19 protein-coding genes and 1 pseudogene are annotated in these 21,621 nt (G+C 64.1%); 18 read left to right on the forward strand and 2 right to left on the reverse strand.

Going from position 1 to position 21,621, the window contains the following annotated elements:
• Positions 1-3: 3 nt before the first annotated feature.
• Both ACSU1G_RS01805 and ACSU1G_RS01810 read right to left on the reverse strand, forming a co-directional pair.
• Positions 4-936, reverse strand: coding sequence for a formate/nitrite transporter family protein (locus ACSU1G_RS01805; protein ID WP_439278185.1), 933 nt, complete (start codon positions 934-936; stop codon positions 4-6).
• Between the two features lie 165 nt (positions 937-1,101).
• Positions 1,102-1,389 carry a hypothetical protein gene (locus ACSU1G_RS01810; RefSeq protein WP_439278186.1) on the reverse strand — a complete coding sequence of 96 codons (288 nt, stop codon included), beginning with the start codon at positions 1,387-1,389 and terminating at the stop codon, positions 1,102-1,104.
• A 98-nt stretch (positions 1,390-1,487) separates the two neighbouring features.
• Here ACSU1G_RS01810 and ACSU1G_RS01815 point away from each other — a divergent pair, with 98 nt between their 5' ends.
• The 18 genes and pseudogenes from ACSU1G_RS01815 (at position 1,488) to ACSU1G_RS01900 (ending at position 21,619) form a co-directional block, all read left to right on the forward strand.
• Positions 1,488-2,840: a replication-associated recombination protein A gene (locus ACSU1G_RS01815; protein WP_439278187.1), complete on the forward strand. Its 1,353-nt coding sequence runs from the start codon at positions 1,488-1,490 to the stop codon at positions 2,838-2,840.
• Positions 2,841-3,011: 171 nt separating this feature from the next.
• Complete coding sequence (gene rpsD / locus ACSU1G_RS01820) at positions 3,012-3,641, forward strand: 30S ribosomal protein S4 (protein WP_439278188.1); 630 nt, start codon at positions 3,012-3,014, stop codon at positions 3,639-3,641.
• 114 nt (positions 3,642-3,755) lie between these two features.
• Complete coding sequence (locus ACSU1G_RS01825; protein ID WP_439278189.1) at positions 3,756-3,944, forward strand: hypothetical protein; 189 nt, start codon at positions 3,756-3,758, stop codon at positions 3,942-3,944.
• A 67-nt stretch (positions 3,945-4,011) separates the two neighbouring features.
• Complete coding sequence (gene alaS, locus ACSU1G_RS01830; protein ID WP_439278190.1) at positions 4,012-6,672, forward strand: alanine--tRNA ligase; 2,661 nt, start codon at positions 4,012-4,014, stop codon at positions 6,670-6,672.
• Positions 6,669-7,157 carry a Holliday junction resolvase RuvX gene (gene ruvX, locus ACSU1G_RS01835; protein WP_439278191.1) on the forward strand — a complete coding sequence of 163 codons (489 nt, stop codon included), beginning with the start codon at positions 6,669-6,671 and terminating at the stop codon, positions 7,155-7,157. Before alaS ends, ruvX begins: the two co-directional genes overlap by 4 nt.
• Positions 7,158-7,326: 169 nt before the next feature.
• Entirely contained in the window at positions 7,327-8,520 is a 1,194-nt protein-coding gene (mltG, locus tag ACSU1G_RS01840) for an endolytic transglycosylase MltG (RefSeq protein WP_439278192.1), read from the forward strand.
• A 4-nt stretch (positions 8,521-8,524) separates the two neighbouring features.
• Positions 8,525-9,346, forward strand: a complete 822-nt coding sequence (locus tag ACSU1G_RS01845; RefSeq protein WP_439278193.1) for a shikimate dehydrogenase family protein — start codon at positions 8,525-8,527, stop codon at positions 9,344-9,346.
• Between the two features lie 4 nt (positions 9,347-9,350).
• Entirely contained in the window at positions 9,351-10,580 is a 1,230-nt protein-coding gene (gene aroC / locus ACSU1G_RS01850) for a chorismate synthase (RefSeq protein ID WP_439278194.1), read from the forward strand.
• Positions 10,567-11,085 carry a shikimate kinase gene (locus ACSU1G_RS01855; protein ID WP_439278195.1) on the forward strand — a complete coding sequence of 173 codons (519 nt, stop codon included), beginning with the start codon at positions 10,567-10,569 and terminating at the stop codon, positions 11,083-11,085. Before aroC ends, ACSU1G_RS01855 begins: the two co-directional genes overlap by 14 nt.
• Positions 11,082-12,170: a 3-dehydroquinate synthase gene (aroB, locus tag ACSU1G_RS01860; protein ID WP_439278196.1), complete on the forward strand. Its 1,089-nt coding sequence runs from the start codon at positions 11,082-11,084 to the stop codon at positions 12,168-12,170. Before ACSU1G_RS01855 ends, aroB begins: the two co-directional genes overlap by 4 nt.
• Complete coding sequence (locus ACSU1G_RS01865) at positions 12,167-12,604, forward strand: type II 3-dehydroquinate dehydratase (RefSeq protein ID WP_439278197.1); 438 nt, start codon at positions 12,167-12,169, stop codon at positions 12,602-12,604. The genes aroB and ACSU1G_RS01865 overlap by 4 nt, the downstream gene beginning before the upstream one ends.
• A gap of 90 nt (positions 12,605-12,694) precedes the next feature.
• Entirely contained in the window at positions 12,695-13,255 is a 561-nt protein-coding gene (efp, locus tag ACSU1G_RS01870; RefSeq protein WP_439278198.1) for an elongation factor P, read from the forward strand.
• 3 nt (positions 13,256-13,258) lie between these two features.
• Positions 13,259-13,669 carry a transcription antitermination factor NusB gene (gene nusB / locus ACSU1G_RS01875; protein ID WP_439278199.1) on the forward strand — a complete coding sequence of 137 codons (411 nt, stop codon included), beginning with the start codon at positions 13,259-13,261 and terminating at the stop codon, positions 13,667-13,669.
• 93 nt (positions 13,670-13,762) lie between these two features.
• A complete protein-coding gene (locus ACSU1G_RS01880; protein WP_439278200.1) occupies positions 13,763-17,023 on the forward strand; it encodes a DEAD/DEAH box helicase in 3,261 nt (1,086 codons plus the stop codon).
• 83 nt (positions 17,024-17,106) lie between these two features.
• Entirely contained in the window at positions 17,107-18,663 is a 1,557-nt protein-coding gene (locus ACSU1G_RS01885; RefSeq protein WP_439278201.1) for a Rieske 2Fe-2S domain-containing protein, read from the forward strand.
• Positions 18,664-18,822: 159 nt separating this feature from the next.
• Positions 18,823-19,356, forward strand: a pseudogene (gene pyrR / locus ACSU1G_RS01890) (bifunctional pyr operon transcriptional regulator/uracil phosphoribosyltransferase PyrR); the annotation flags it as partial.
• On the forward strand, positions 19,353-20,318 hold the full coding sequence (locus ACSU1G_RS01895) for an aspartate carbamoyltransferase catalytic subunit (RefSeq protein WP_439278202.1): 966 nt from the start codon (positions 19,353-19,355) through the stop codon (positions 20,316-20,318). The pseudogene pyrR and the gene ACSU1G_RS01895, both read left to right, overlap by 4 nt.
• 56 nt (positions 20,319-20,374) lie before the next feature.
• Positions 20,375-21,619, forward strand: a complete 1,245-nt coding sequence (locus tag ACSU1G_RS01900) for a dihydroorotase (protein WP_439278671.1) — start codon at positions 20,375-20,377, stop codon at positions 21,617-21,619.
• Positions 21,620-21,621 lie beyond the last annotated feature (2 nt).

Here is a 21,621-nt window from a genome sequence, read left to right on the forward strand (position 1 = left end):
CTGTCAGCCGACGCTGACGGGCTCTGGTGTGCGCTCAGCCTCACGGGTTGTCGCGGCGGCCGGCTGCGCCACCGGGTCAAGGCGGTCCGCGTCTGAAGTACTGACGGCCGTGTCACCACGCTTGTGGGCGCGAACGCGGCGCGCAGTGGGACGGCCGTGGGTGATGTACAGCGGGAGCCCCACGAAGAGCAGCCCGCCGACAAGGTTGCCGAACACGGTGGGGATCTCGTTCCAGATCAGGTAATCCATGATCGTGAAATCTGCGCCGAGGAGCAGCCCCGACGGGAAGAGGAACATGTTGACGATCGAGTGCTCGAAGCCCATGTAGAAGAACAGCATCACCGGCAGCCACATCGCCAGGATCTTGGCGACCACGTTGTCCGAGACCATCGACAGGACGACTCCGGTGGAGACCATCCAGTTGCAGAGCACTCCGCGGATGAACAGTGTCAGCATCCCCGCGGCGCCATGATCGGCGTAACCGACCGTTCGACCGTGGCCGATCTCGCTGATTGCCAGCCCAACCGCGCTCGGCTCCGTGGAGAAGCCATAAGTGAAGTAGATCGCCATCAAGATCGCGACCATGAACGCGCCGCCGAAGTTGCCGAGGAAAACGAGGCCCCAGTTGCGAAACATAGCACCGACAGTGGCGCCTGGCCGCTTGGCGAGCACGGCGAGCGGCCCGAGTGTGAAGACCCCGGTGAGCAGGTCGAAACCGAACAGATAGAGGATCACGAAGCCGACGGGGAACAGTACCGCGCCCAACAAGGGCTGCCCGGTGTTCGTCGAGACGGTGACCGCGAAAGCTGCGGCGATCGTGAGAAGAGCGGCACCCATGAAGGCGCGGATGAGTGTGTCGCGAACGGACAGTTGCATCTTGTAGGCGCCGGCGTCCACCATACGGGTGACGAGTTCGGCGGGCTTGATATAGGACACGGGCGACCTCCACGGATGTATCGGATGAGCACAGGAGCTGAGCTTGAACTCAGCGTGACTCACCGCGGTTTCCGGCAGAGGCGTCGATCGTTACGGCTGTGGAGCGAAACTCTCACATCGTGAAGTGCGCGTGTGTGAAGTGACGTGCGCGCGAAGTGCAGGAGCCTATTCGGCGGGGATGTCCGTCGAGAGCAGATCGGTGAAGGGATTCTCGAGCGGCGTGGGCGTCGAGGTCTTGGTCGGCTCCGGCTCGGGGGCGGTAACAGCCGCGTGTACGGACTGACTGGCGATTGCGCCAGCGATGATCAGTCCACCCGCGATGCCCGCGATCAGGTTGTCACGCACGCGACGGCTGATCTGGCCATCGTGCCAGGCCGTGCGCGCCGCGTACAGCCGGGCGCGCTCGGTGTCTGCGCGTGAGCGCTGGATGTTTTTCGGTCCACGGCCAGCCATCAAGTTCCTTCCTGCGACGCCTCGCCTGGGCGCCGTCTGCGAGCCTACCGTCACCGCGGAGGTGCGCCGGTGTCTGCCGTGCGCATTAGCCTGGATCCATGACTTCCGCGCCATTGCTCTCGGGACAGACGCCCCTTGCTGTGCGGATGCGTCCTGTTTCGCTCGCCGAGGTCGCAGGTCAACAGCATCTGCTGCGTCCTGGGTCTCCCATCGTTGCGTTGGCTGACCCTGAAGCCGCCTCACCGGGTGCGGTCTCAATCATCCTCTGGGGGCCTCCGGGCACAGGCAAGACGACGCTTGCACAGTCGATCGCGCGATCCTCCGGGCGCCGATTCGTTGAACTCTCCGCGATCACCGCGGGTGTGAAAGATGTGCGCGAGGTGATGCAGGAAGCGATCACACAGCGCGACCTTTACGGACAGACCACCATCTTGTTCCTCGATGAGATCCACCGCTTCACGAAGGCCCAGCAGGACGCACTGCTTCCCGGAGTCGAGAACGGCTGGGTGATCCTCATCGCTGCGACGACCGAGAATCCCTCTTTTTCGGTGATCTCGCCCCTGATGTCGCGCTCATTGCTGCTGACGCTGCAGCCGCTCACGGATGATGACATCGCCCTGCTTCTCGACCGGGCCATCTCCGATGCGCGTGGCCTGAACGGCACCGTGTCGATTGAGGATGCTGCGCGCAGCGCGCTCGTGCGACTGGCGTCGGGTGACGCGCGCCGTGCGCTGACCGGCTTGGAAGCCGCGGCGGCCGTGGCGCAGTCATCAGTCTCTGTAACAGACGACGACTCCGGCCCCGGTTCTGGAATACCAGCAATCACGGACGAGGACGTTGCGCAGGCCGTCGACCGGGCTCTGCTGCGCTACGACCGCCAGGGCGACGAGCACTACGACGTCATCAGTGCGTTCATCAAGTCGATCCGCGGCTCGGACCCGGATGCCGCGCTGCACTACCTCGCACGCATGATCGAAGCGGGGGAGGACCCGCGCTTCATCGCGCGGCGTCTGGTGATCTCCGCATCCGAAGACATCGGCTTGGCCGACCCGCAGGGCCTCGTCATCGCGGTTGCCGCTTCTGACGCAGTCGCATTCATCGGGATGCCGGAAGGACGAATCCCTCTCGCCGAGGCGACGGTCTACCTTGCGACGACGGCGAAGTCGAACGCGGCCTACCTCGGGATCAATGCGGCCATCGCTGACGTGCGCGCAGGCAGTTTCGGCCGAGTACCGCCGCACCTGCGCGACGCGCACTATCCCGGCGCTAAGCGCCTCGGACATGGCAAAGGCTACGTGTATCCGCACGACAGTGAGCATGGCGTCGTGCCGCAGCAGTATCTTCCCGATGAGCTTGATGGCCGTCGGTACTACCAGCCGAAGGGTTTGGGGGCTGAGCGTGACATCTCCGCGCGGCTCGAACGCATCCGGCGCATCCTCGACGCCCGCTGAACGGGCGCGAGTCGCGGTCTGTTAGACTTGAGCGGTTCGAAACACAGTTTTCGGGCATCCCTTCGTTCATCCCCACCTTCTCTGCGCCCCGGCGTGCGCGTGAAGGCAGAACGCCGGAGATACGTCCGTGAGACGTGAAAGTCACGTCCACGTCATCGGAAGGAATACTTCGTGGTTACGAAGTCCCAGGACCGCCGCAAGGTCCGCCTGTCCCGTGCGCTCGGCATCCCGCTGACGCCGAAGGCTGCCCGCTACCTCGAGAAGCGTCCCTACGCTCCGGGTGAGCACGGCCGCACCAAGCGCAAGACCGACAGCGACTACGCCGTCCGCCTGCGTGAGAAGCAGCGTCTGCGTGAGCAGTACGGCATCCGCGAGAAGCAGCTTCGCATCGCGTTCAACGAGGCTCGTCGCGTTGACGGCCTGACCGGTGAGAACCTGGTCGAGCTCCTCGAAATGCGTCTCGACGCCCTCGTCGTGCGTTCGGGCTTCGCCCGCACCACCGCGCAGGCTCGCCAGATGGTCGTGCACCGTCACATCATGGTTGACGGCCAGCTCGTCGACCGCCCGTCCTTCCGCGTGAAGCCGGGTCAGGTCATCCACGTCAAGCCCAAGAGCGAGGGCACCGAGCCCTTCCAGGTGGCAGCAGCCGGCGGTCACGCCGAGGTGCTTCCTCCCGTTCCGGGCTACCTCGAGGTTGAGCTCGACAAGCTTCAGGCACGCCTGGTTCGTCGTCCGAAGCGCGCTGAGGTCCCCGTGACCTGTGAAGTGCAGCTCGTCGTCGAGTACTACGCAGCTCGCTAAAGCTCTCTCAGAGAGTTTCTGAGCAAGAGGCGTCGGGGTTCTCCCGACGCCTCTTGTGGTTTCCGCATACGATGGAGAGACCGCGCTTCGCGGTCCAAGGGCGAGGAAGACGACATGAAGACTCTGCTGTGGTTCCTGATCGGTGTGATCGGCGGGTTTATCGCTGCACACTTCATGAACAAGGATCCGCGCGGACACGATCTTTTGTCCGATGTCGACGCTCGCATCACAGAGTTCACCGCGATTCTCGGCGACTCGTACCGCGAGCAGCAAGCGCGACTGGTCGACCCGCTCGACCGCTGATCATCAGCGCCGGTCACCACGATCGGCGTGGTGCCCATTCGTCTCACACAAGGACAGCCGTACTCCTATGAAAACTGCGGACATCGCGCAGCGTTACCTCAACTTCTTCGAGAAGAACGACCACACGATCGTGCCTTCCGCGTCGCTCGTGAGCGACGACCCGACGGTGATGTTCACCATCGCGGGCATGGTGCCGTTCGTGCCGTATCTGACGGGGTTGATTCCCGCGCCGTTCTCGCGCGCGGCTGACCTGCAGAAGTGCATTCGCACCAACGACATCGAAGAGGTCGGCAAGACCGCGCGCCACGGCACGTTCTTCCAGATGCTGGGCAACTGGTCCTTCGGTGACTACTTCAAAGAAGGCGCAATCACGTATGCGTGGGAGCTGCTGACGACCTCAGAGCCCGATGGCGGTCTCGGGTTTGCCGAGAAGGACATCTGGGTCACTGTCTACGAGACCGATGACGAGGCTGCACTGCTCTGGCAGAAGATCGCAGGACTTCCCGCCGAACGCATTCAGCGCATGGGTAAAGAAGACAACTACTGGCACACCGGCCAGCCCGGCCCCGCAGGCCCCTGCTCAGAGATCTACATCGACCGTGGCCCCGCGTACGGCCGTGAAGGTGGACCGATTGTCGACGACAACCGCTTCACCGAGATCTGGAACCTCGTGTTCATGCAGGAACTTCTCTCGGACGTGCGTACAAAGGTCGATTTCGACATCTCTGGACCGCTGCCGAAGAAGAACATCGACACCGGCATGGGCCTCGAGCGCGTCGCGATGTTCAAGCAGGGCGTCGAGAACATGTACGAGACCGATCAGGTGCGTCCGGTGCTCGACCGTGCGATTGAGATTTCCGGCCGCAAGTATGGCGTGGACCATGAGGATGACGTCCGTTTCCGCGTCATCGCGGACCACGTGCGTTCTTCTCTCATGCTGCTCTCTGATGGTGTGAAGCCTGCCAACGAGGGTCGCGGATACATCCTGCGGCGCCTGATGCGCCGTACCGTCCGCTCCATGCGTCTGCTCGGCGTCGACGCACCGGTCTTCCCGGAGCTGTTCAGCGCATCCCGCGATGCGATGAAGTCGGCGTACCCGGTGCTGTCGACCGAGTGGGACCGCCTCTCCGGCCTCGCCAACGCGGAGGAAGAGACGTTCCTGCGCACCCTCTCACAGGGGTCGACGATTCTTGATCTCGCCCTTGACACCACCAAGAAGGCAGGCAAGCAGACGCTTGCAGGCCCCGAGGCCTTCCTGCTGCACGACACGTACGGCTTCCCGATCGATCTCACGCTCGAGATCGCTGAAGAAGCGGGTCTCAACGTCGATCGCACAGCGTTCGATGAATTGATGCTCGCGCAGCGGACACGCGCGAAGGCCGATGCCAAGAGTCGTCGTCGACAGCTCGCTGATGTTTCCGTCTATCGCGAGTTCCGTGCGCTCGGCGAGACCGGTTTCGCCGGTTACACCGATCTCGACATCGAGTCTCGTGTGCTCGGCATTCTTGTTGACGGCCAGCCGGCAACAACGGCGAGTGAAGGTCAGGTCGCCGAGATCATTCTCGCCGAGACGACGCTGTATGCGGAGTCCGGTGGTCAGGTCTCCGACAAGGGCACGATCGTCGGCGCCGGATTCGAACTCGACGTCCTCGATGTGCAGAAGCCTGTTGCCGGCCTCATCAGCCACACCGTGCAGGTCGCGAGCGGAACGGTCGCTGTCGATGATCGCGCCACTGCGCTCGTGGATGCCAAGAACCGCCGTGCCGCACGCCAGGCGCACTCGGCGACGCACCTCGTGCACGCGGCGCTTCGCGACACGCTGGGATCGACTGCGACGCAGGCCGGGTCGCTGAACCGTGCCGGCTACATGCGATTCGACTTCTCGTGGTCGCAGGCACTGTCTGCCGACACTCGCACCGAGATCGAGGACATCACCAACCGTGCTGTGCAGGATGCACTCGAAGTGACGACGCGCATCGTCTCACTCGATGAGGCCAAGGAAGCCGGCGCCATGGCGTTGTTCGGCGAGAAGTACGGCGACGTCGTGCGCATGGTCGACATCGGTGGTCCGTGGTCGCGCGAGCTCTGTGCGGGCACACATGTGAACTCCAGCGCTGAGATCGGTCTCGTCAGCATCGTGGGGGAGTCGTCGGTCGGCGCCTCCAACCGTCGTATCGAAGCACTCGTGGGTCAGGACGCATTCCGCGAACTGGCTGCCGAACGTGCGATCGTCTCGCAGCTCACCGCAGCTCTGAAGACTCCACGCGAGCATCTTCCAGAGCGCATCGCAGAGATCGCTGCAAACCTGAAGACGGCGGAGAAGCGCATCGCGCAGTTCGAGGCGAAGGAGCGCGCGGGACAGGTTCCCGCGATCGCTGAAGCGGCAGAACGCATCGGCGCCTACCGCGTGGCAGCGCTCTCGCTCGGCGAGGTTGCTTCGGCTGACGACATTCGTGGCCTCGCCTTGAGCGTGCGCGAGCGTCTCGGATCGGACGCCGCGGTTGTCGTTCTCGGTGGTGTCGCCGCGGGCCGGCCGATCGTCGTGGTCGCCACGAACGAAGCAGCACGCTCTGCCGGAGCAAAGGCTGGTGTGCTCGCAAAGCGCGCCGCCGGTGTTCTCGGTGGCGGCGGCGGCGGCCGCGATGACGTGGCTCAGGGTGGCGGTGCGGATGCCTCGGCACTCGGCGCTGCGCTCGAAGCCGTGACTCAGGAGCTTCGCGGCGCGTGAGTGGCTTCCGTCGCGGCGTGCGAATCGGCATCGATGTCGGTAAAGCTCGGGTCGGGGTCGCACGCTGCGACCCCGACGGCATGCTGGCCGTTCCCGTGGAGACGGTGCCACGCTCGGATACCTCGCTCGTGCGGATCGCAGAGATTGCGACCGAGTACGAGCCACTCGAGTTCGTTGTCGGCCTTCCGGTCAACATGCAGGGTGCGGATACCCCGTCAACCACGGATGCGCGCGAGTTCGCCGCAGCGCTGCAACGGCTCACCGGGGTGTCCGTACGCATGATGGATGAGCGGCTGAGTACGGTCACCGCACACGCTGCGCTGCGCTCTTCGGGGAGAAATCAGCGAAACTCTCGTAGCATTGTCGATCAGGTCGCGGCAGTAGTGCTGCTGCAGCACGCGATCGACACGGAGAAGAGCACCGGTACCCCGGCCGGTGTTGCTGTCCCGCTTGATGAGGAGCCGCCTGAGCATGCCCGAACGTGACACTGCAGACCCCGGCTCGAACTCTGTTTCCGATGATCTGTTCGCAAATCTCCCCGCGCCTTCGCACCGCGCCCCGGTATCCGATTCGGTAGGCCCAGTGCCCGGATCCCGCCGCGCACGGCGAGAAGCATCGACATCCGGAGTCCCAGACGAGGCATCGGGCGCAGACGTGCCCACCAGTGGTGCAGAGTCCGCGTCACTGGCTACCGAGCGCGGCCAGGCGAAGCCTGCGCCCTCGACGCTGGATGATCTGTTCCAGCCAGAGCACGACGAATCTCATCGTGCTCCACGAAAGAAGAAGCGCCGCACCGGCTGTCTCGTCGCGCTCATCATCATTCTCGTGCTGATCGGCGGAGCGGTCTACGGCGGGTTCTGGGCCATGAGCAACTACGGCGACAAGATCAACGAGGTCATGGGCTGGGGCGAACCAACGGATTGGGAGCCGGGGCTTGCCACTGGCGAGGTCACCGTCACGATCCGTGAGGGCGACACCGGCGGACCGGTCTCCACCGCGCTGTTCGAAGCCGGCGTCACCAAGACCGAGGACGTGTTCTACGACTACCTCGTAGACGAGAACGTCGACTTCACGGTGTACCCGGGTCTCTACACGCTCCAGGAGAAGATGACGGCCGCCGCCGCGCTGGAGGCGCTGAACGATCCCGCCAACAAGCTGGAGAATACGGTCGCCACCGTCGAGGGTGGCACGATCGAATCCTCGCTGCCGCTGATCAGCGAGGCCATCGGCATCCCGATCGAAGACCTGCAGGCTGCCGTCAAAGACCCGAGTGCGTACGGCGTCACCGCCGCCACCCTCGAGGGGTGGCTGTTCCCTGCTACCTACACTTTCGACCCTGAGGTCACCGCGACGCAGGTCATCCAGCGGATGGTGGATCGCACTCGGCAGTCACTGGCAGAGGCGGGCGTGCCTGCGGGTGACGAGAATCGGGTTCTCACGATCGCGTCCATCATCGAGCGGGAGGGACGCACAGGCGACTTCGCCAAAGTTTCACGCGTCATCCAGAACCGCCTCGACGACGGCATGATGCTGCAAATGGACTCGACCGCGCAGTACGGCTATGGCGAACTGCATGCAGGTGTCGTGAGTACCTCTGAGGAAGCCCAGTTCGACGAAAACGCGTACAACACCTATGTGATCGAGGGACTCCCCATCGGCCCGATCGCCAACCCGAGCCATGCGGCGATCGATGCCGCGATGCATCCGGTTGACGGCCCGTGGTTCTATTTCGTGACCATCAACCCGCAGAGCGGTGAGACGGTGTTCTCGACGACCTATGCGGAGCACCAGGCCGGGATCGAGGTCTGGCACGAGTGGTGCCGGGCCAACCCCGATCAGGGATGCTGAAGGCATGACGGGGCATCGCCTCGCCGTCTGGGGCGATCCGATCGCCCACAGCATGTCACCGGCGCTGCACGCCGCAGCGTACCGTGTGCTGGGCCTGGACTGGGAGTACGGTCGACGCCAGGTGGATGCCGTGGGCTTCGCCGCAGCGTTGAGCTCATTGGACAGTTCGTGGCGAGGGCTTTCGGTGACGATGCCCCTCAAGGAGCAGGCGTTCCGGACCGCGGCGACCCATGACCGCCATGCCGAACTGACCGGCGCGGTGAACACCCTGCTTCTCGGGCAGGCACCAGCCGGCTTCAACACAGACGTCGGGGGGATCATCGACGCGTTGGCTGGCGGCGGTGTGAGTGCGGCTGACAGTGCGCGCATCCTCGGTGCTGGAGCCACGGCCTCATCAGCGATGGTCGCGGCCGCGGAGATCGGTGTGCAGCGCATCGACGTGCGTGCACGCCGTCCAGATCGCGCCGAGGGGCTGCGCACGGTGGGAGACAGACTCGGCATCGCAGTGACGGTGCAGGGTTTTGACGCCCCGTCAGAATCGGTTGATGTCACCGTCGCAACGCTGCCGGGCGGCACCGTGCTCGACGAACCGGTCTCGACGTCTCTTGCCGCCAGCGGCGGCATGCTGCTCGACGCGGCATACGCCCCGTGGCCGTCTGCTCTGGCTGCGGCGTGGCAGGACGAACGCGTGATCTGTGGGCTCGAGATGCTGCTTCATCAGGCCGTGCGCCAGGTACGCATCTTCGTGCACGGCGATCCGCTGCACGAGCTTGGCAACGAAGGTCGCGTGCGTGACGAAATGCGGTTGGCTCTCGTGGGAGACTAGAGCAATGCTCCGCGTGCTCACGGCCGGCGAATCGCACGGCCCAGAACTCATTGCCGTCATGGAAGGGCTGCCCTCTGGCGTCCCGATCTCCTCCGAGGCGATCCAGGCTGACCTTGCCAGGCGCAAGCTCGGCTATGGTCGCGGCTCGCGGATGAAGTTCGAACAGGACGAGCTCACCATCTCCGGCGGTGTGCGCCACGGCAAGAGCCTCGGCAGCCCGATCGCGCTGCGCATCGGCAACACCGAATGGCCGAAGTGGATCGAGGTCATGAACCCCGAGCCGGTCGAGCTCACTGACAAGTCGCGGGGCCGCTCGGCACCGCTCACCCGTCCACGCCCAGGTCACGCTGACCTCGTCGGCATGCAGAAGTACGACTTCGATGAAGCCCGCCCGATCCTCGAGCGCGCCAGCGCCCGTGAGACCGCTGCACGCGTGGCTCTCGGAGCCGTTGCGCGTTCGTTCCTTGGTGAGCTGGGCATCCGGCTCGTCAGCCACACGCTCTCGATCGGCCCGGTACGTGTCCCGGAAAACGCCGCATTGCCTACTGCGGATGACGTCGATGCGCTGGATGCTGATCCGCTGCGGTGCTTCGACGCCGCCACCTCTGCGCTGATGGTCGCCGAAGTCGACGACGCCCGCAAGGAGGGCGACACCCTCGGCGGCATCGTCGAGGTGCTGGCCTACGGCCTTCCGCCGGGGCTCGGCTCGCACGTGCACTGGGACCGCAGACTGGACGCCCGCCTTGCAAAAGCGCTCATGAGCATCCAGGCGATCAAGGGTGTCGAGGTCGGAGACGGCTTCGAGACGACTCGCCGTCGTGGCTCCGCCGCGCACGACGAGCTCTTCGCTGCGGAGGCTGGGATCACCCGATCCTCCGACCGCGCCGGTGGCACCGAGGGCGGTATGTCCACTGGCACCGTGCTGCGCGTGCGCGCCGGCATGAAGCCGATCGCCACGGTTCCGCACTCCCTGCGCACGATCGACACGGCAACAGGCGAGGCAGCAACGGCGCACCACCAGCGCTCTGACGTCTGCGCTGTTCCTGCCGCCGGCGTCGTCGCCGAGGCGATGGTGGCTGTTGAGCTCGCCAACGCCGTGCTGGAGAAGTTCGGTGGCGACAGCATCCGCGAGACACGCCGCAATGTCGAGAGCTACCTCGCGGCGATCCCGGCAGAGTTGCGTACCGCACCCGCTTCCGAGGCCGCCTTGATCGCCCACGATGAGCAGTCCTGAACAGCTGACACTCGTACTGGTCGGCCCGATGGGCGCGGGCAAGACGAGCGTCGGCAGACAGGTCGCCAAGCGCCTCGGAGTCGGCTTCATCGACACTGACAAGTGCATCGTGGCAGCGCACGGGCCAATACCCGAGATCTTCGCGCAGCACGGTGAGGAGCACTTCCGCGCCCTCGAACGCGCGGCTGTTGCGGATTCGCTTGGTCAAGGCGGAGTCATCTCCGTCGGAGGCGGCGCCGTCACCTCAACGCAGACGCGTGAACTGCTGCGTCAGCATCCGGTCGTCTTCCTTGCCGTCACGGCGGAAGCGGTAGCCGGGCGCATCCGCACTGGCGGCCGGCCGATGCTGGCGGGGGACGAAGATCCACTGGAACGGTGGAAGACTATCTACGAACAGCGTCGCGGCTGGTACGACGAGGTCGCGACCGTGACATTCGACACTTCTCGACGGCCAATGCAGCGCATTGCCGACGAGATCGCCGCCTGGAGGAAGAACCTGACATGAGCACGACCACGATCAGTGTGACCGGGCAGGCAGAGTACGAAATCACGATCGGACGCGGCATCCTCGATCAGGTCTCTGCCGCGCTGGACCCCGCCGTGCGCAAGGTGCTGGTCGTGCATCCGCCGACGCTCGGTGCCCGTGCAGCGGAGTTGCGTGACCGTCTGCTTGCCGACACCACCAACGGTCCGCGCGAGGTGCTGCTGGCCGAGATACCCGATGCCGAGCAGGGCAAGCGCATCGAGGTCGCGGCATTCTGCTGGCAGGTCATGGGCCAGTCCGACTTCACACGCACAGACGCGGTGGTCGGGTATGGCGGCGGAGCTGTGACCGACCTTGCCGGATTCGTCGCTGCCACATGGTTGCGCGGCGTACAGGTGATCCAGGTCCCGACAACCGTGCTGAGCCTCGTCGACGCCTCCGTCGGCGGCAAGACAGGCGTGAACACCGCCGAGGGGAAGAACCTCGTCGGCGCATTCTGGCCACCGCGTGCCGTTATCGGCGACCTGGATGAGCTCGCCAGCCTCAGTGCGCATGAGGCGACTGCCGGCTTCGCCGAGGTCGTCAAGGCGGGATTCATCTGGGCACCGGAGATTCTCGACATCATCGAGGCTGATCCTGCGCGCGCCGTCGATACCACCACGCCAGAGTTCCGCCGCGCCATCGAGCTCGCGATTGATATGAAGGCGCGTGTCGTCTCGGAGGACTTCCGCGAGACAGGTCAGCGCGAGATTCTCAACTACGGACACACGCTCGGCCACGCGATCGAGCACGCAGAGCGCTACCGCTGGCGTCACGGCGCAGCGATCTCCGTCGGCATGATCTTCGCCGCCGAGATCTCGCGTCTTGCCGGTCGACTTTCGGACGAGAGCGCGGATCGCCACCGCACGGTACTGGAGTCGCTGGGGCTTCCCACCAGCTACCGCGCCGGCGCCTGGGCGACTCTGCTGGCAAGCATGCAACGCGACAAGAAGAGCCGCGGCGGGATGCTGCGCTTCATCGTCCTCGACGACATCGCCAAGCCCACCGTGCTTCGTGCCCCGGACGAATCGCTGCTGTTCGCCGCCTACCAGGAGGTCGGCGCATGACTCGCCGCATCCTTCTCGTCAACGGCCCGAACCTGAACCTGCTCGGAACCCGAGACCCGGCCATCTACGGCACCGCAACCCTGGCTGATGTCGAACGGATCACGACGGATGCCGCGGCGGCGGCGGGCTTCGAGGTGCGCAGCATCCAGAGCAATCACGAGGGCGTACTGATCGACGCGATTCACGCGGCACGCGAAGACTGCCTGGGCATCGTGATCAACCCCGGCGGCCTCACTCATACCTCCGTCGCCCTTCGCGACGCGCTGACCGGCGTGTTGCTGCCGTTCGCTGAAGTTCACATCTCCGATGTGAATGCCCGCGAAGAGTTCAGGCGCTTCTCGTACCTCCACGACGTCGCTGCTGTACGCGTGATCGGCGAGGGAGCAGACGGCTACGCGAACGCTGTTCGTCAGCTCACAGCGCTGATCCCGTAGAATCGACTGTCGGCCCCTACCTAACTGCCCACTTCGCCAGTCGAAGGGCAGTGCACGGCCTCTCTCTCACGGAAACGGAATTCAGAACGCATGGCATCCACCGCAGACATCAAGAACGGCGTCGTCCTCAGCATCGACGGACAGCTCTGGAACGTCATCGAGTTCCAGCACGTCAAGCCCGGTAAGGGTGGCGCGTTCGTCCGCACCAAGCTGAAGAACGTCGTCTCAGGCAAGACCGTCGACCGCACCTACAACGCCGGCGCGAAGATCGAGATCGAGAACGTCGATCGTCGTGATTTCACCTACCTGTACGCAGACGGTGACGGCTTCGTGTTCATGGACATCGCCGACTACGACCAGATCACCGTTGGCGCAGCAACCGTCGGCGACGCGAAGAACTTTCTCCTGGAGAACCAGCAGGTCACCATCGCGCTGAACAACGGCAACCCGCTGTACCTTGACCTTCCGGCATCCGTCACACTCGAGGTGACCTACACCGAGCCTGGCCTGCAGGGCGACCGCTCCTCGGCAGGAACCAAGCCCGCCACAGTCGAGACCGGCTACGAGATGCAGGTTCCGCTGTTCGTGGAGACCGGCACGAAGATCAAGGTCGACACCCGCACGGGTGAGTACCTCGGTCGCGAGAAGTAAGGCGTGGGTGCCCGGACGAAGGCGCGCAAGCGCGCTCTCGACATTCTCTTCTCCTCGGACGTCCGTGGAGATGACCTCGCCGTAACTCTTGCGGCGGAAGCAAAGCGCGCGGCCAGTGAGCCCGCTCGTGAGGCCTCGTGGCTGTACGCCCGTGAGATCGTCGACGGGATCGCTGATCACCGCGACGAGATCGATGAAAGCATCATCACGCACAGCCGTGATTGGAAGCTCGAACGCATGCCGGCCGTTGACCGTGCACTACTGCGCATCGGCGTGTGGGAGATCGTCTACAACGACGAGGTTCCCACCGCGGTGGCCATTGATGAGGCAGTGGAACTGGCCAAAGAGTTCTCCACTGACGATTCCGGCGCATTCGTGCACGGAGTTCTTGCTCGGGTGGATCGCGCGCGCTAACCCTCACCGTCAATCAGAATGACGGCGACTTCGCGGTGATGTCGATCTTGTCGATGTCACCGTGATGTCCGTCGTCGGGGAGAGGATGCCGGCATGTCTGCTCCGCATGTTGATGAATCCGATCTTTCGCGGATGATCGATCGCGGAAGCTACGAGCGTGGCCGCGCGTACTTCCTCGACGGGATGGTTTCTGAACTGCATTGGGACGCAGCGTCGGACACCCTGACCGCCCGTGTTCGTGGTTCGGGGACCGCCGTCTACCGGTGTGCCGTGCGAATGAAGCCCGAAACCGCGCAGATCACGGTGGCCACCTGCTCATGTCCGGTTCCGCGCACCTGCAAGCATGTCGTCGCGGCCCTGCTCGCGAGTAACGCTGAGAGGGGCGCTGCCGCAGACGCCACTGCCGCGGCAGCAGAGCCTGCACGCCCAGGATGGCGCACGCTGCTGGACGGTTCCGCATCCGCGAAGACGCCGACCGCGCTGGCGTTGGGTATCGAACTTCGACATCGGTCCGCCCGCGGTGTTCATCAGTGGGCACCGCGGCCGATGCGGCCCGCTACTGCACGTGATGTCGCGCGCGGCGACGGAGAACTGCTCGTCGGCATCCGCCCGCTCATGCGCAGCGCGACGACCGGTTCCTGGATACATGGCACGGTGTCATGGGACTCTGTGCGGCGCTCAGGGACGCAGTTCGGAAAAGACCGCGTTCGGTGGTTCGCTGACCTGCTCAGCATCTCGCGCGATTCGCTGTTGTCCGGCACTGCGGGCGATTGGCTCGTGCTGGATCATGTCGAATCGAACCTGCTCTGGGCCCACCTGCGCGCCGGAGCAATCCTCGGCATACCGCTCGTGTCGACGCAGAAGAGCTTCACCTTCTCGATGGCGGAGGAGGGCTCCGTCACGGCTCAGGTCGTCCGGGCCGAGAACGGCGATTTGTCGGTGAGCGCCGAAGTCGCTCTCGATGGTCGGAGCATGAATGAAAGTCGTATTCATGCGATCGGTCATTCCGGCATCTTCGCGGTCACGCCTCTCGGAGCCAGAGTCTCCGTAACGCTGGCCGAAGTGCCGTTGAGCGCGCCCGTGCGTGCGCTGCTCGATGCAGGTGTGCCGTTGGATGTCCCTGCCGAAGAAGAAGCGGTGTTCCTGCGTGACGCGTATCCGATACTGGCGCGCCGGGTGGAAGTGCGTGCGGTGGGAAAGGTCGAGCTGCCGACCATTCCGGTACCTGTGCCGACGCTGACGATCTCGCACCTTCCCGGCGACACGGTTCGATATCTATTCGGATGGACCTATCGGGGCTTCGGGCGATTCCCTTTCACTGCGACTTCGGACGCGGTTCGCGATGAGGACGCTGAGGCACAGCAACGATCAATCGTCGAGGTGCAATGGAGCGACGCGACCGGCATACGCTTCGAAGACAGCGGTGCGTTCCAAGATGTCGAGGCGGCGGAGTTCATCACTCATGTCGTTCCCGTGCTCGAAGGGCACGGGATCAAGGTCGTCATATCCGGAAAGCGCAAGTCCTATCAGGAGCTCAGCGGAATACCGGAGATCACCGTCTCCACGGTCGAGAGCACTGACTCAGACTGGTTCGATCTCGGTGTCCTGGTCAAGATCGACGGGCGGACGATCCCCTTCACTCCGCTGTTTCGCGCGCTGAGTATGCGCCGAACGAAGCTCCTTCTCGCCGACGGCAGCTACTTCTCTCTCGCGCATCCGGCATTGGACACACTGCGTGAACTCATCGACGAGGCCACCGAGTTGTCGGAGTGGGAGACTGGGCCCCGCATCAGCAAGTATCAGACCGATCTCTGGGAAGAGTTCGAGGATCTCGCTGATGAAGCGCTGCCCGCGACGAGCTGGCGGGCCACCGCTGACGGCCTGCGGGCCGCGACCGGAGTACCACCGGCCGAGGTGCCGAAGGGGTTGCAAGCTGAGCTGCGTCCCTATCAGAAGACAGGATTCGACTGGCTCGCATTCCTCTGGTCGCATCGCCTCGGGGGGATCCTCGCAGATGACATGGGACTCGGAAAAACCCTGCAGCTTCTGACGCTCATCCTGCATGCACGCGAATCGGGCGAAACGCGGCCGTTCCTCGTCATCGCGCCGACGTCCGTGCTGTCGACGTGGCAGGACGAAGCGGCACGATTCGCCCCGGCCCTGCGCGTTCAGATCATCGACGGGACCAGCAGCAGACGGGCATCCTCGATTGCGGATATCGCGAAGGATACCGACCTCGTCGTCACCTCGTACACACTGGCCAGGCTGGACGCCGACGAATACGAAGCGCTCGAGTGGGCAGGGCTCATTCTCGATGAGGCACAGTTCGTGAAGAACGCCTCGACGAAGCAGCATCGTGCAGTGGCATCCATCCGCGCCGACGTGACGTTCGCGGTGACCGGTACACCGATGGAGAACAGCCTCAGCGACATCTGGGCGTTGCTGAAACTCGCCGCACCCGGGCTTTTCCCGTCGGCGCGGAAGTTTCGCCAGGACTACATCCAGCCGATCGAGAAGGGCAAGGTGCCGGAAAACGAGGAGGGCGGCGAGTACCGTCAGCGGAGGTTGGAGCGTCTGCGTCGACGCATTCGACCACTGATGCTGCGCCGTACCAAAGAGCTCGTGGCCAGCGACCTTCCGGAGAAGCAGGAACAGCTGCTGCACGTCGAGCTGAGTCCCGCGCACCGAGCGCTCTACGACACGGTGCTGCAGCGGGAACGGCAGAAGGTGCTCGGGCTTCTGAAGGATCTCGATCGCAACCGGTTCATCGTCTTCCGTTCGCTGACGATGCTGCGGATGCTGAGCCTGGCACCTGGGTTGGTGGACGAGACCGATGCGAAGATCGGATCGCGCAAGCTGGACACGCTGGTCGAGCGGGTCATCGAACTGCACGCCGAACATCACCGCGCGCTCGTCTTCAGCCAGTTCACGTCATTCCTGAAGATGGCGGCGGCGCGTCTGGAGCGAGCGGGAATTCCGTACGTGTATCTGGACGGGTCGACGCGTAAGCGGCAGGACGTCATTCGGGAGTTCCGCACGGGGGAGCAGCCGGTTTTCCTGATCAGTCTCAAATCCGGCGGCTTCGGACTCACTCTCACCGAAGCTGACTACGTCTTCATGCTTGATCCCTGGTGGAACCCGGCGGCCGAAGCTCAGGCCGTCGATCGGGCACACCGTATCGGCCAGGACAAGCAGGTGTTCGTGTATCGCATGATTTCTGCGGGCACCATCGAGGAGAAGGTGCTGGCGCTGCAGCAGCGCAAGGCTCGTTTGTTCACCGCGGTGATGGATGACGAGGCGTTGTTCTCCCAGTCGCTGACTGCGGATGACATCCGCGGTCTCTTCGAAGCCTGATTCGCGAATTATCCCCGGCCTATCGCAGGGATCGTGCAGAGCACCCCGGGTAGAATTGCGGGGTTCATGTCAGAAGGAGTGCAATGCGGATTACGGGACTCGGCCACGCCGGGATGTTCATCGAGACGGTCGGCGGAAACATCATCTGCGACCCCGTTCTCGGACCGTCGTTCTACGGATCCTGGTTCCCATTCCCCGACAACCGCGGGCTCGATTGGGCGAAGTTTGGCCGAGAAGCAGACTTCCTGTACATCTCACACCGCCACCGTGATCACTTCGATAAGGCGCTGCTGGAGCGCTACATCCGCAAGGACATCGAGGTGCTCCTCCCGGACTATCCCATCGATGATCTCGAGCAGGACCTCCGTGGGCTGGGCTACAACAACATCACCTACGCGCCGGCGGGCGAGGTCATCCAGCGCGGCGATCTGAAGATCATGATCACGCCGCTGCGCGCGCCCAGCGACGGACCCATCGGTGACTCATCTCTCAGCGTCGACGACGGCACCGCTTCAGTGCTGAACCAGAACGACTCGCATCCGCTGGACCTGGACACATTGCTGAGCTTCGGCAAACCGGACGCCTACTTCACACAGACGTCCGGAGCTATCTGGTGGCCCATGGTCTACGACCTGCCTCAGGAAGCCAAGCAGAACTTCGCACGCCTCAAGCGTGACTCGCAGAACAAGCGGGCCATGTTCTACATCGAGAAGGTCGACGCACCGCACGTCTTCCCGATGGCTGGTCCGCCGATGTTCCTGCGCGACGAACTGTTCAAGTACAACGGGTTTGGCAAAGACAACGACTCGATCTTCACCGACCAGAAGCAGTTCATCGCTCACATGAAGGAGCTGGCACCGCAGTACAACGGTCAGCTGTTTGTCCCGGGCACCGTCGTCGAACTGCAAGGCAGCGACCTCACGATGTCGCAGTCGCTCTACACAGATGCCGAGATCGCGCACATCTTCGATGAGAAGTGGGACTACCTCGAATCTCAGCGCGTGAGCCGTCAGCAGGAGATCCGCGACGAGGAAGCCACCCGTGCCGAGGTTCTGCCGCCCGATGAGATGCTCGCAGCGATCAAGGCGTGGTGGGAGCCACTGCTGAAGAAGTCCCGCACCATCCGGCTCGGTGTCGGCGGCAACGTCCGGTTCCGCATTGGAGAGCTCGACATGGTGGTCGACTTCCCCAAGGCGAAGGTTCGCGAATACGCGGGGGAGGAGTGCATCTACTGGTACACGATCCCCGCCGATCTCGTGTCGACGAACATCGCCGACCACGAGATCGACTGGTCGAACTCGATCTTCCTCTCCATGCAGTTCTCGGTTGGCCGCAGCGGCAAGTTCAACGAGTTCCTGACCACGTTCCTCAAATGCCTGTCAGTGGATCGCATCGAGTACGTCGAGAACTGGTACTCGGAACAGACCGACCAGACCGAGGATGCCGAGATCGGCGACTGGGTCGTTCAGCGCCGCTGCCCGCACCTGCGTGCAGATCTCACCAAGACTGGCAAGGTCGATGAGGACGGCGTGCTGACCTGCAGCATGCACGACTGGAAGTGGGATCTTAAGACCGGCAAGTGCCTCAGCACCACCGGCCACGACATCCGCGCGACGCAGTCCGCCGGCGCGGCATCCTGAGGCACCTGCCCAAAACAGGACGACAGCCCCAGATCAGGAGGATGCTGCAGATTCCTCCTGATCTCGGGACGAGTTCCTGATTTCGGGAGAGCGCCGACGCGCTAGACTGAACGCACAAGCAACCTTTAACACCGTCCAGAGAGGCGGAGAAGGGAGCGGCAAATGAGCGCGCGCACCGTGCTGCAAGAAGCCGATATCTCACGGGCATTGACCCGTATCGCCCATGAAATCCTCGAATCCAACCGGGGCGCAGCCGATCTGGTGCTGCTGGGCATTCCCACTCGAGGCGTCGCCCTCGCACAGCGTCTCGGCGCACTGATCAGCGAGATCGCGCAGACCGACATTCCGGTCGGGTCTCTGGATGTCACGCTGTTCCGTGATGATCTCGCCCAGCATCCGACGCGGTCACCGCGCCCGACCGATATCCCTGCCGGCGGCATCGAGGGCAAGACCGTCGTCCTCGTCGACGATGTGCTCTTCTCCGGTCGAAGCATCCGTGCCGCCCTCGACGCGATCCAGTCGATCGGACGGCCATCCGTCGTCCGGCTCGCTATCCTCGTCGACCGCGGACACCGGGAACTCCCGATCCGCCCCGACTTCGTCGGCAAGAACATCCCGTCCGCCCGCTCCGAGCGCGTCAACGTGCGACTGCGCGAGTATGACGGCGCCGAGGAGGTGACGATCGAAGTATGAGGCACCTCCTCGACACTCAGACGCTCGACCGCGAGACGGCCCTGCGCATCCTTGACGTTGCCGAAGACATGTCAGACACGCAGTCTCGCGAGGTCAAGAAGCTTCCGACGCTGCGCGGCAAGACCGTGGTCAACCTGTTCTTCGAAGATTCCACCCGTACTCGCATCTCCTTCGAAGCAGCAGCCAAACGTCTTTCCGCCGACGTCATCAACTTCGCGGCGAAGGGCTCCAGCGTTTCCAAGGGCGAAAGCCTCAAGGACACCGCACAGACTCTGCAGGCGATGGGCGCGGATGCCGTCGTCATCCGCCATCCGGCATCCGGCGCCCCGCGCACGCTCGCCACGAGCGGCTGGATCTCGGCTGGCATCGTGAACGCCGGCGACGGCACCCATGAGCACCCCACTCAGGCGCTGTTGGATGCCTTCACCATTCGCAAACGGCGATTCGGCCTCGACAGCCGTGGTCGCGATCTTGCCGGGGTAAAGGTCGTCATCGTCGGTGACGTGCTGCACTCGCGGGTCGCTCGCTCCAACGTCTGGTTGCTCGCCACGCTCGGTGCCAAGATCACTCTGGTGTCGGCGCCGACCCTCCTTCCCCAGAACGTGTCGCACTGGCCGGTGCGCGTTCTCTATGACCTTGACGAGGCCCTCGCTGAGGGACCGGATGCGGTCATGATGCTTCGCATCCAGCTCGAGCGTATGAACGCGGCATATTTCCCGAGTGAGCGGGAGTATTCCAGGCGCTGGGGATTGGATGCTGTGCGCGCAGCATCGCTTCCGAGCGATAGCATTGTCATGCACCCCGGACCCATGAATCGCGGCCTGGAGATCTCCTCCGCAGCCGCAGACTCTCCACGATCCACTGTGCTGGAACAGGTCACCAACGGGGTGTCCGTACGCATGGCTGTGCTTTACCTGCTGCTGGCAGGAGAACGAAACGACGAACGAGGGGAAGACAAGTGACCGAGACCCTCGTGATCACCGGAGCTCAGCTGCTCGGCGCCGACCGCGCCGACATCATGGTGGAAAACGGAATCATCGCCGAGATCGGATCCGGCCTCAGCCGCTCCGGCGCCCGCGTCATCGATGCATCCGGCCTCATCGCACTGCCTGGCCTCGTCGACCTGCACACGCACCTTCGCGAGCCGGGCTACGAAGCATCCGAAACGATCCTGACCGGCACGAAGGCCGCTGCAGCAGGCGGATTCACCGCGGTCTTCGCGATGCCGAACACCTCGCCAGTCGCAGACTCCGCCGGTGTGGTCGAGCAGGAGCTCGCGCTGGGGGAGGCCGCACGCTACGCCACGGTGCAGCCCATCGGCGCCGTCACCATCGGGCAGAAGGGCGAGCGACTCGCTGAACTCGGTGCGATGGCGACTTCACGCGCGAAGGTCCGTGTCTTCAGCGACGATGGCTTCTGCGTGTTCGATCCGCTCATCATGCGCCGTGCGCTGGAGTACGTGAAATCGTTCGGCGGCGTCATCGCGCAGCACGCGCAAGATCCGCGTCTCACCGAGGGCGCCCAGATGAACGAGGGCGTCGTCTCGGCCGAGCTGGGACTCACCGGCTGGCCCGCCGTCGCCGAAGAGTCGATCATCGCCCGCGATGTGCTGCTCGCCGAACATGTCGGATCGCGGCTGCACGTCTGCCACCTGTCGACCGCAGGATCGGTCGATATCATCCGTTGGGCGAAGAAGCGCGGCATCAACGTCACCGCTGAGGTCACCCCGCATCACTTGCTGCTGACAGACGAGCTGGTGCGCGGCTACGACGCACGATACAAGGTCAATCCGCCGCTGCGCCGCGAGGAGGATGTCCTCGCCGTGCGCGAAGGTCTCGCCGACGGCACGATCGACATCGTCGCCACCGACCACGCTCCGCACCCGAGCGAGGCGAAGGCGTGCGAATGGCAGGCTGCGGCCAACGGCATGGTGGGCCTGGAGAGCGCCCTACGCGTCGTGCACCAGTCGATGGTGCAGACCGGCCTCATCGGCTGGGAAGACGTCGCCCGCGTCATGAGTGCGACCCCCGCTCGCATCGGACAGCTGGAAGGCCACGGCACGCCGCTGCAGGCCGGACAGCCCGCCCAGATCACGCTCTACGACCCCAGCATCTCCGGCACGTTCACCAGTGCTGACCTGCATGGTCGGAGCGAGAACTCTCCGTATCTCGGTCGGGACCTGCCCGGTCGTGTCGAGTACACCATCCACCACGGTCTTGTCACCGTCGAGGCTGGCACCGTCGTCGAGGAGCTTAACGCGTGAGC

This window comes from Microbacterium sp. A93, assembly GCF_051842835.1.

What these genes read in the sequence shown, in the direction of transcription:
- ACSU1G_RS01810 (WP_439278186.1), bottom strand. Translation starts at nt 1,389, where the DNA reads ATGGCTGGCCGTGGACCGAAAAACATCCAGCGCTCACGCGCAGACACC.
- ACSU1G_RS01815 (WP_439278187.1), top strand. Translation starts at nt 1,488, where the DNA reads ATGACTTCCGCGCCATTGCTCTCGGGACAGACGCCCCTTGCTGTGCGG.
- ACSU1G_RS01825 (WP_439278189.1), top strand. Translation starts at nt 3,756, where the DNA reads ATGAAGACTCTGCTGTGGTTCCTGATCGGTGTGATCGGCGGGTTTATC.
- alaS (WP_439278190.1), top strand. Translation starts at nt 4,012, where the DNA reads ATGAAAACTGCGGACATCGCGCAGCGTTACCTCAACTTCTTCGAGAAG.
- ACSU1G_RS01845 (WP_439278193.1), top strand. Translation starts at nt 8,525, where the DNA reads ATGACGGGGCATCGCCTCGCCGTCTGGGGCGATCCGATCGCCCACAGC.
- aroC (WP_439278194.1), top strand. Translation starts at nt 9,351, where the DNA reads ATGCTCCGCGTGCTCACGGCCGGCGAATCGCACGGCCCAGAACTCATT.
- ACSU1G_RS01855 (WP_439278195.1), top strand. Translation starts at nt 10,567, where the DNA reads ATGAGCAGTCCTGAACAGCTGACACTCGTACTGGTCGGCCCGATGGGC.
- aroB (WP_439278196.1), top strand. Translation starts at nt 11,082, where the DNA reads ATGAGCACGACCACGATCAGTGTGACCGGGCAGGCAGAGTACGAAATC.
- ACSU1G_RS01865 (WP_439278197.1), top strand. Translation starts at nt 12,167, where the DNA reads ATGACTCGCCGCATCCTTCTCGTCAACGGCCCGAACCTGAACCTGCTC.
- efp (WP_439278198.1), top strand. Translation starts at nt 12,695, where the DNA reads ATGGCATCCACCGCAGACATCAAGAACGGCGTCGTCCTCAGCATCGAC.
- ACSU1G_RS01880 (WP_439278200.1), top strand. Translation starts at nt 13,763, where the DNA reads ATGTCTGCTCCGCATGTTGATGAATCCGATCTTTCGCGGATGATCGAT.
- ACSU1G_RS01885 (WP_439278201.1), top strand. Translation starts at nt 17,107, where the DNA reads ATGCGGATTACGGGACTCGGCCACGCCGGGATGTTCATCGAGACGGTC.
- ACSU1G_RS01895 (WP_439278202.1), top strand. Translation starts at nt 19,353, where the DNA reads ATGAGGCACCTCCTCGACACTCAGACGCTCGACCGCGAGACGGCCCTG.
- ACSU1G_RS01900 (WP_439278671.1), top strand. Translation starts at nt 20,375, where the DNA reads ATGGTGGAAAACGGAATCATCGCCGAGATCGGATCCGGCCTCAGCCGC.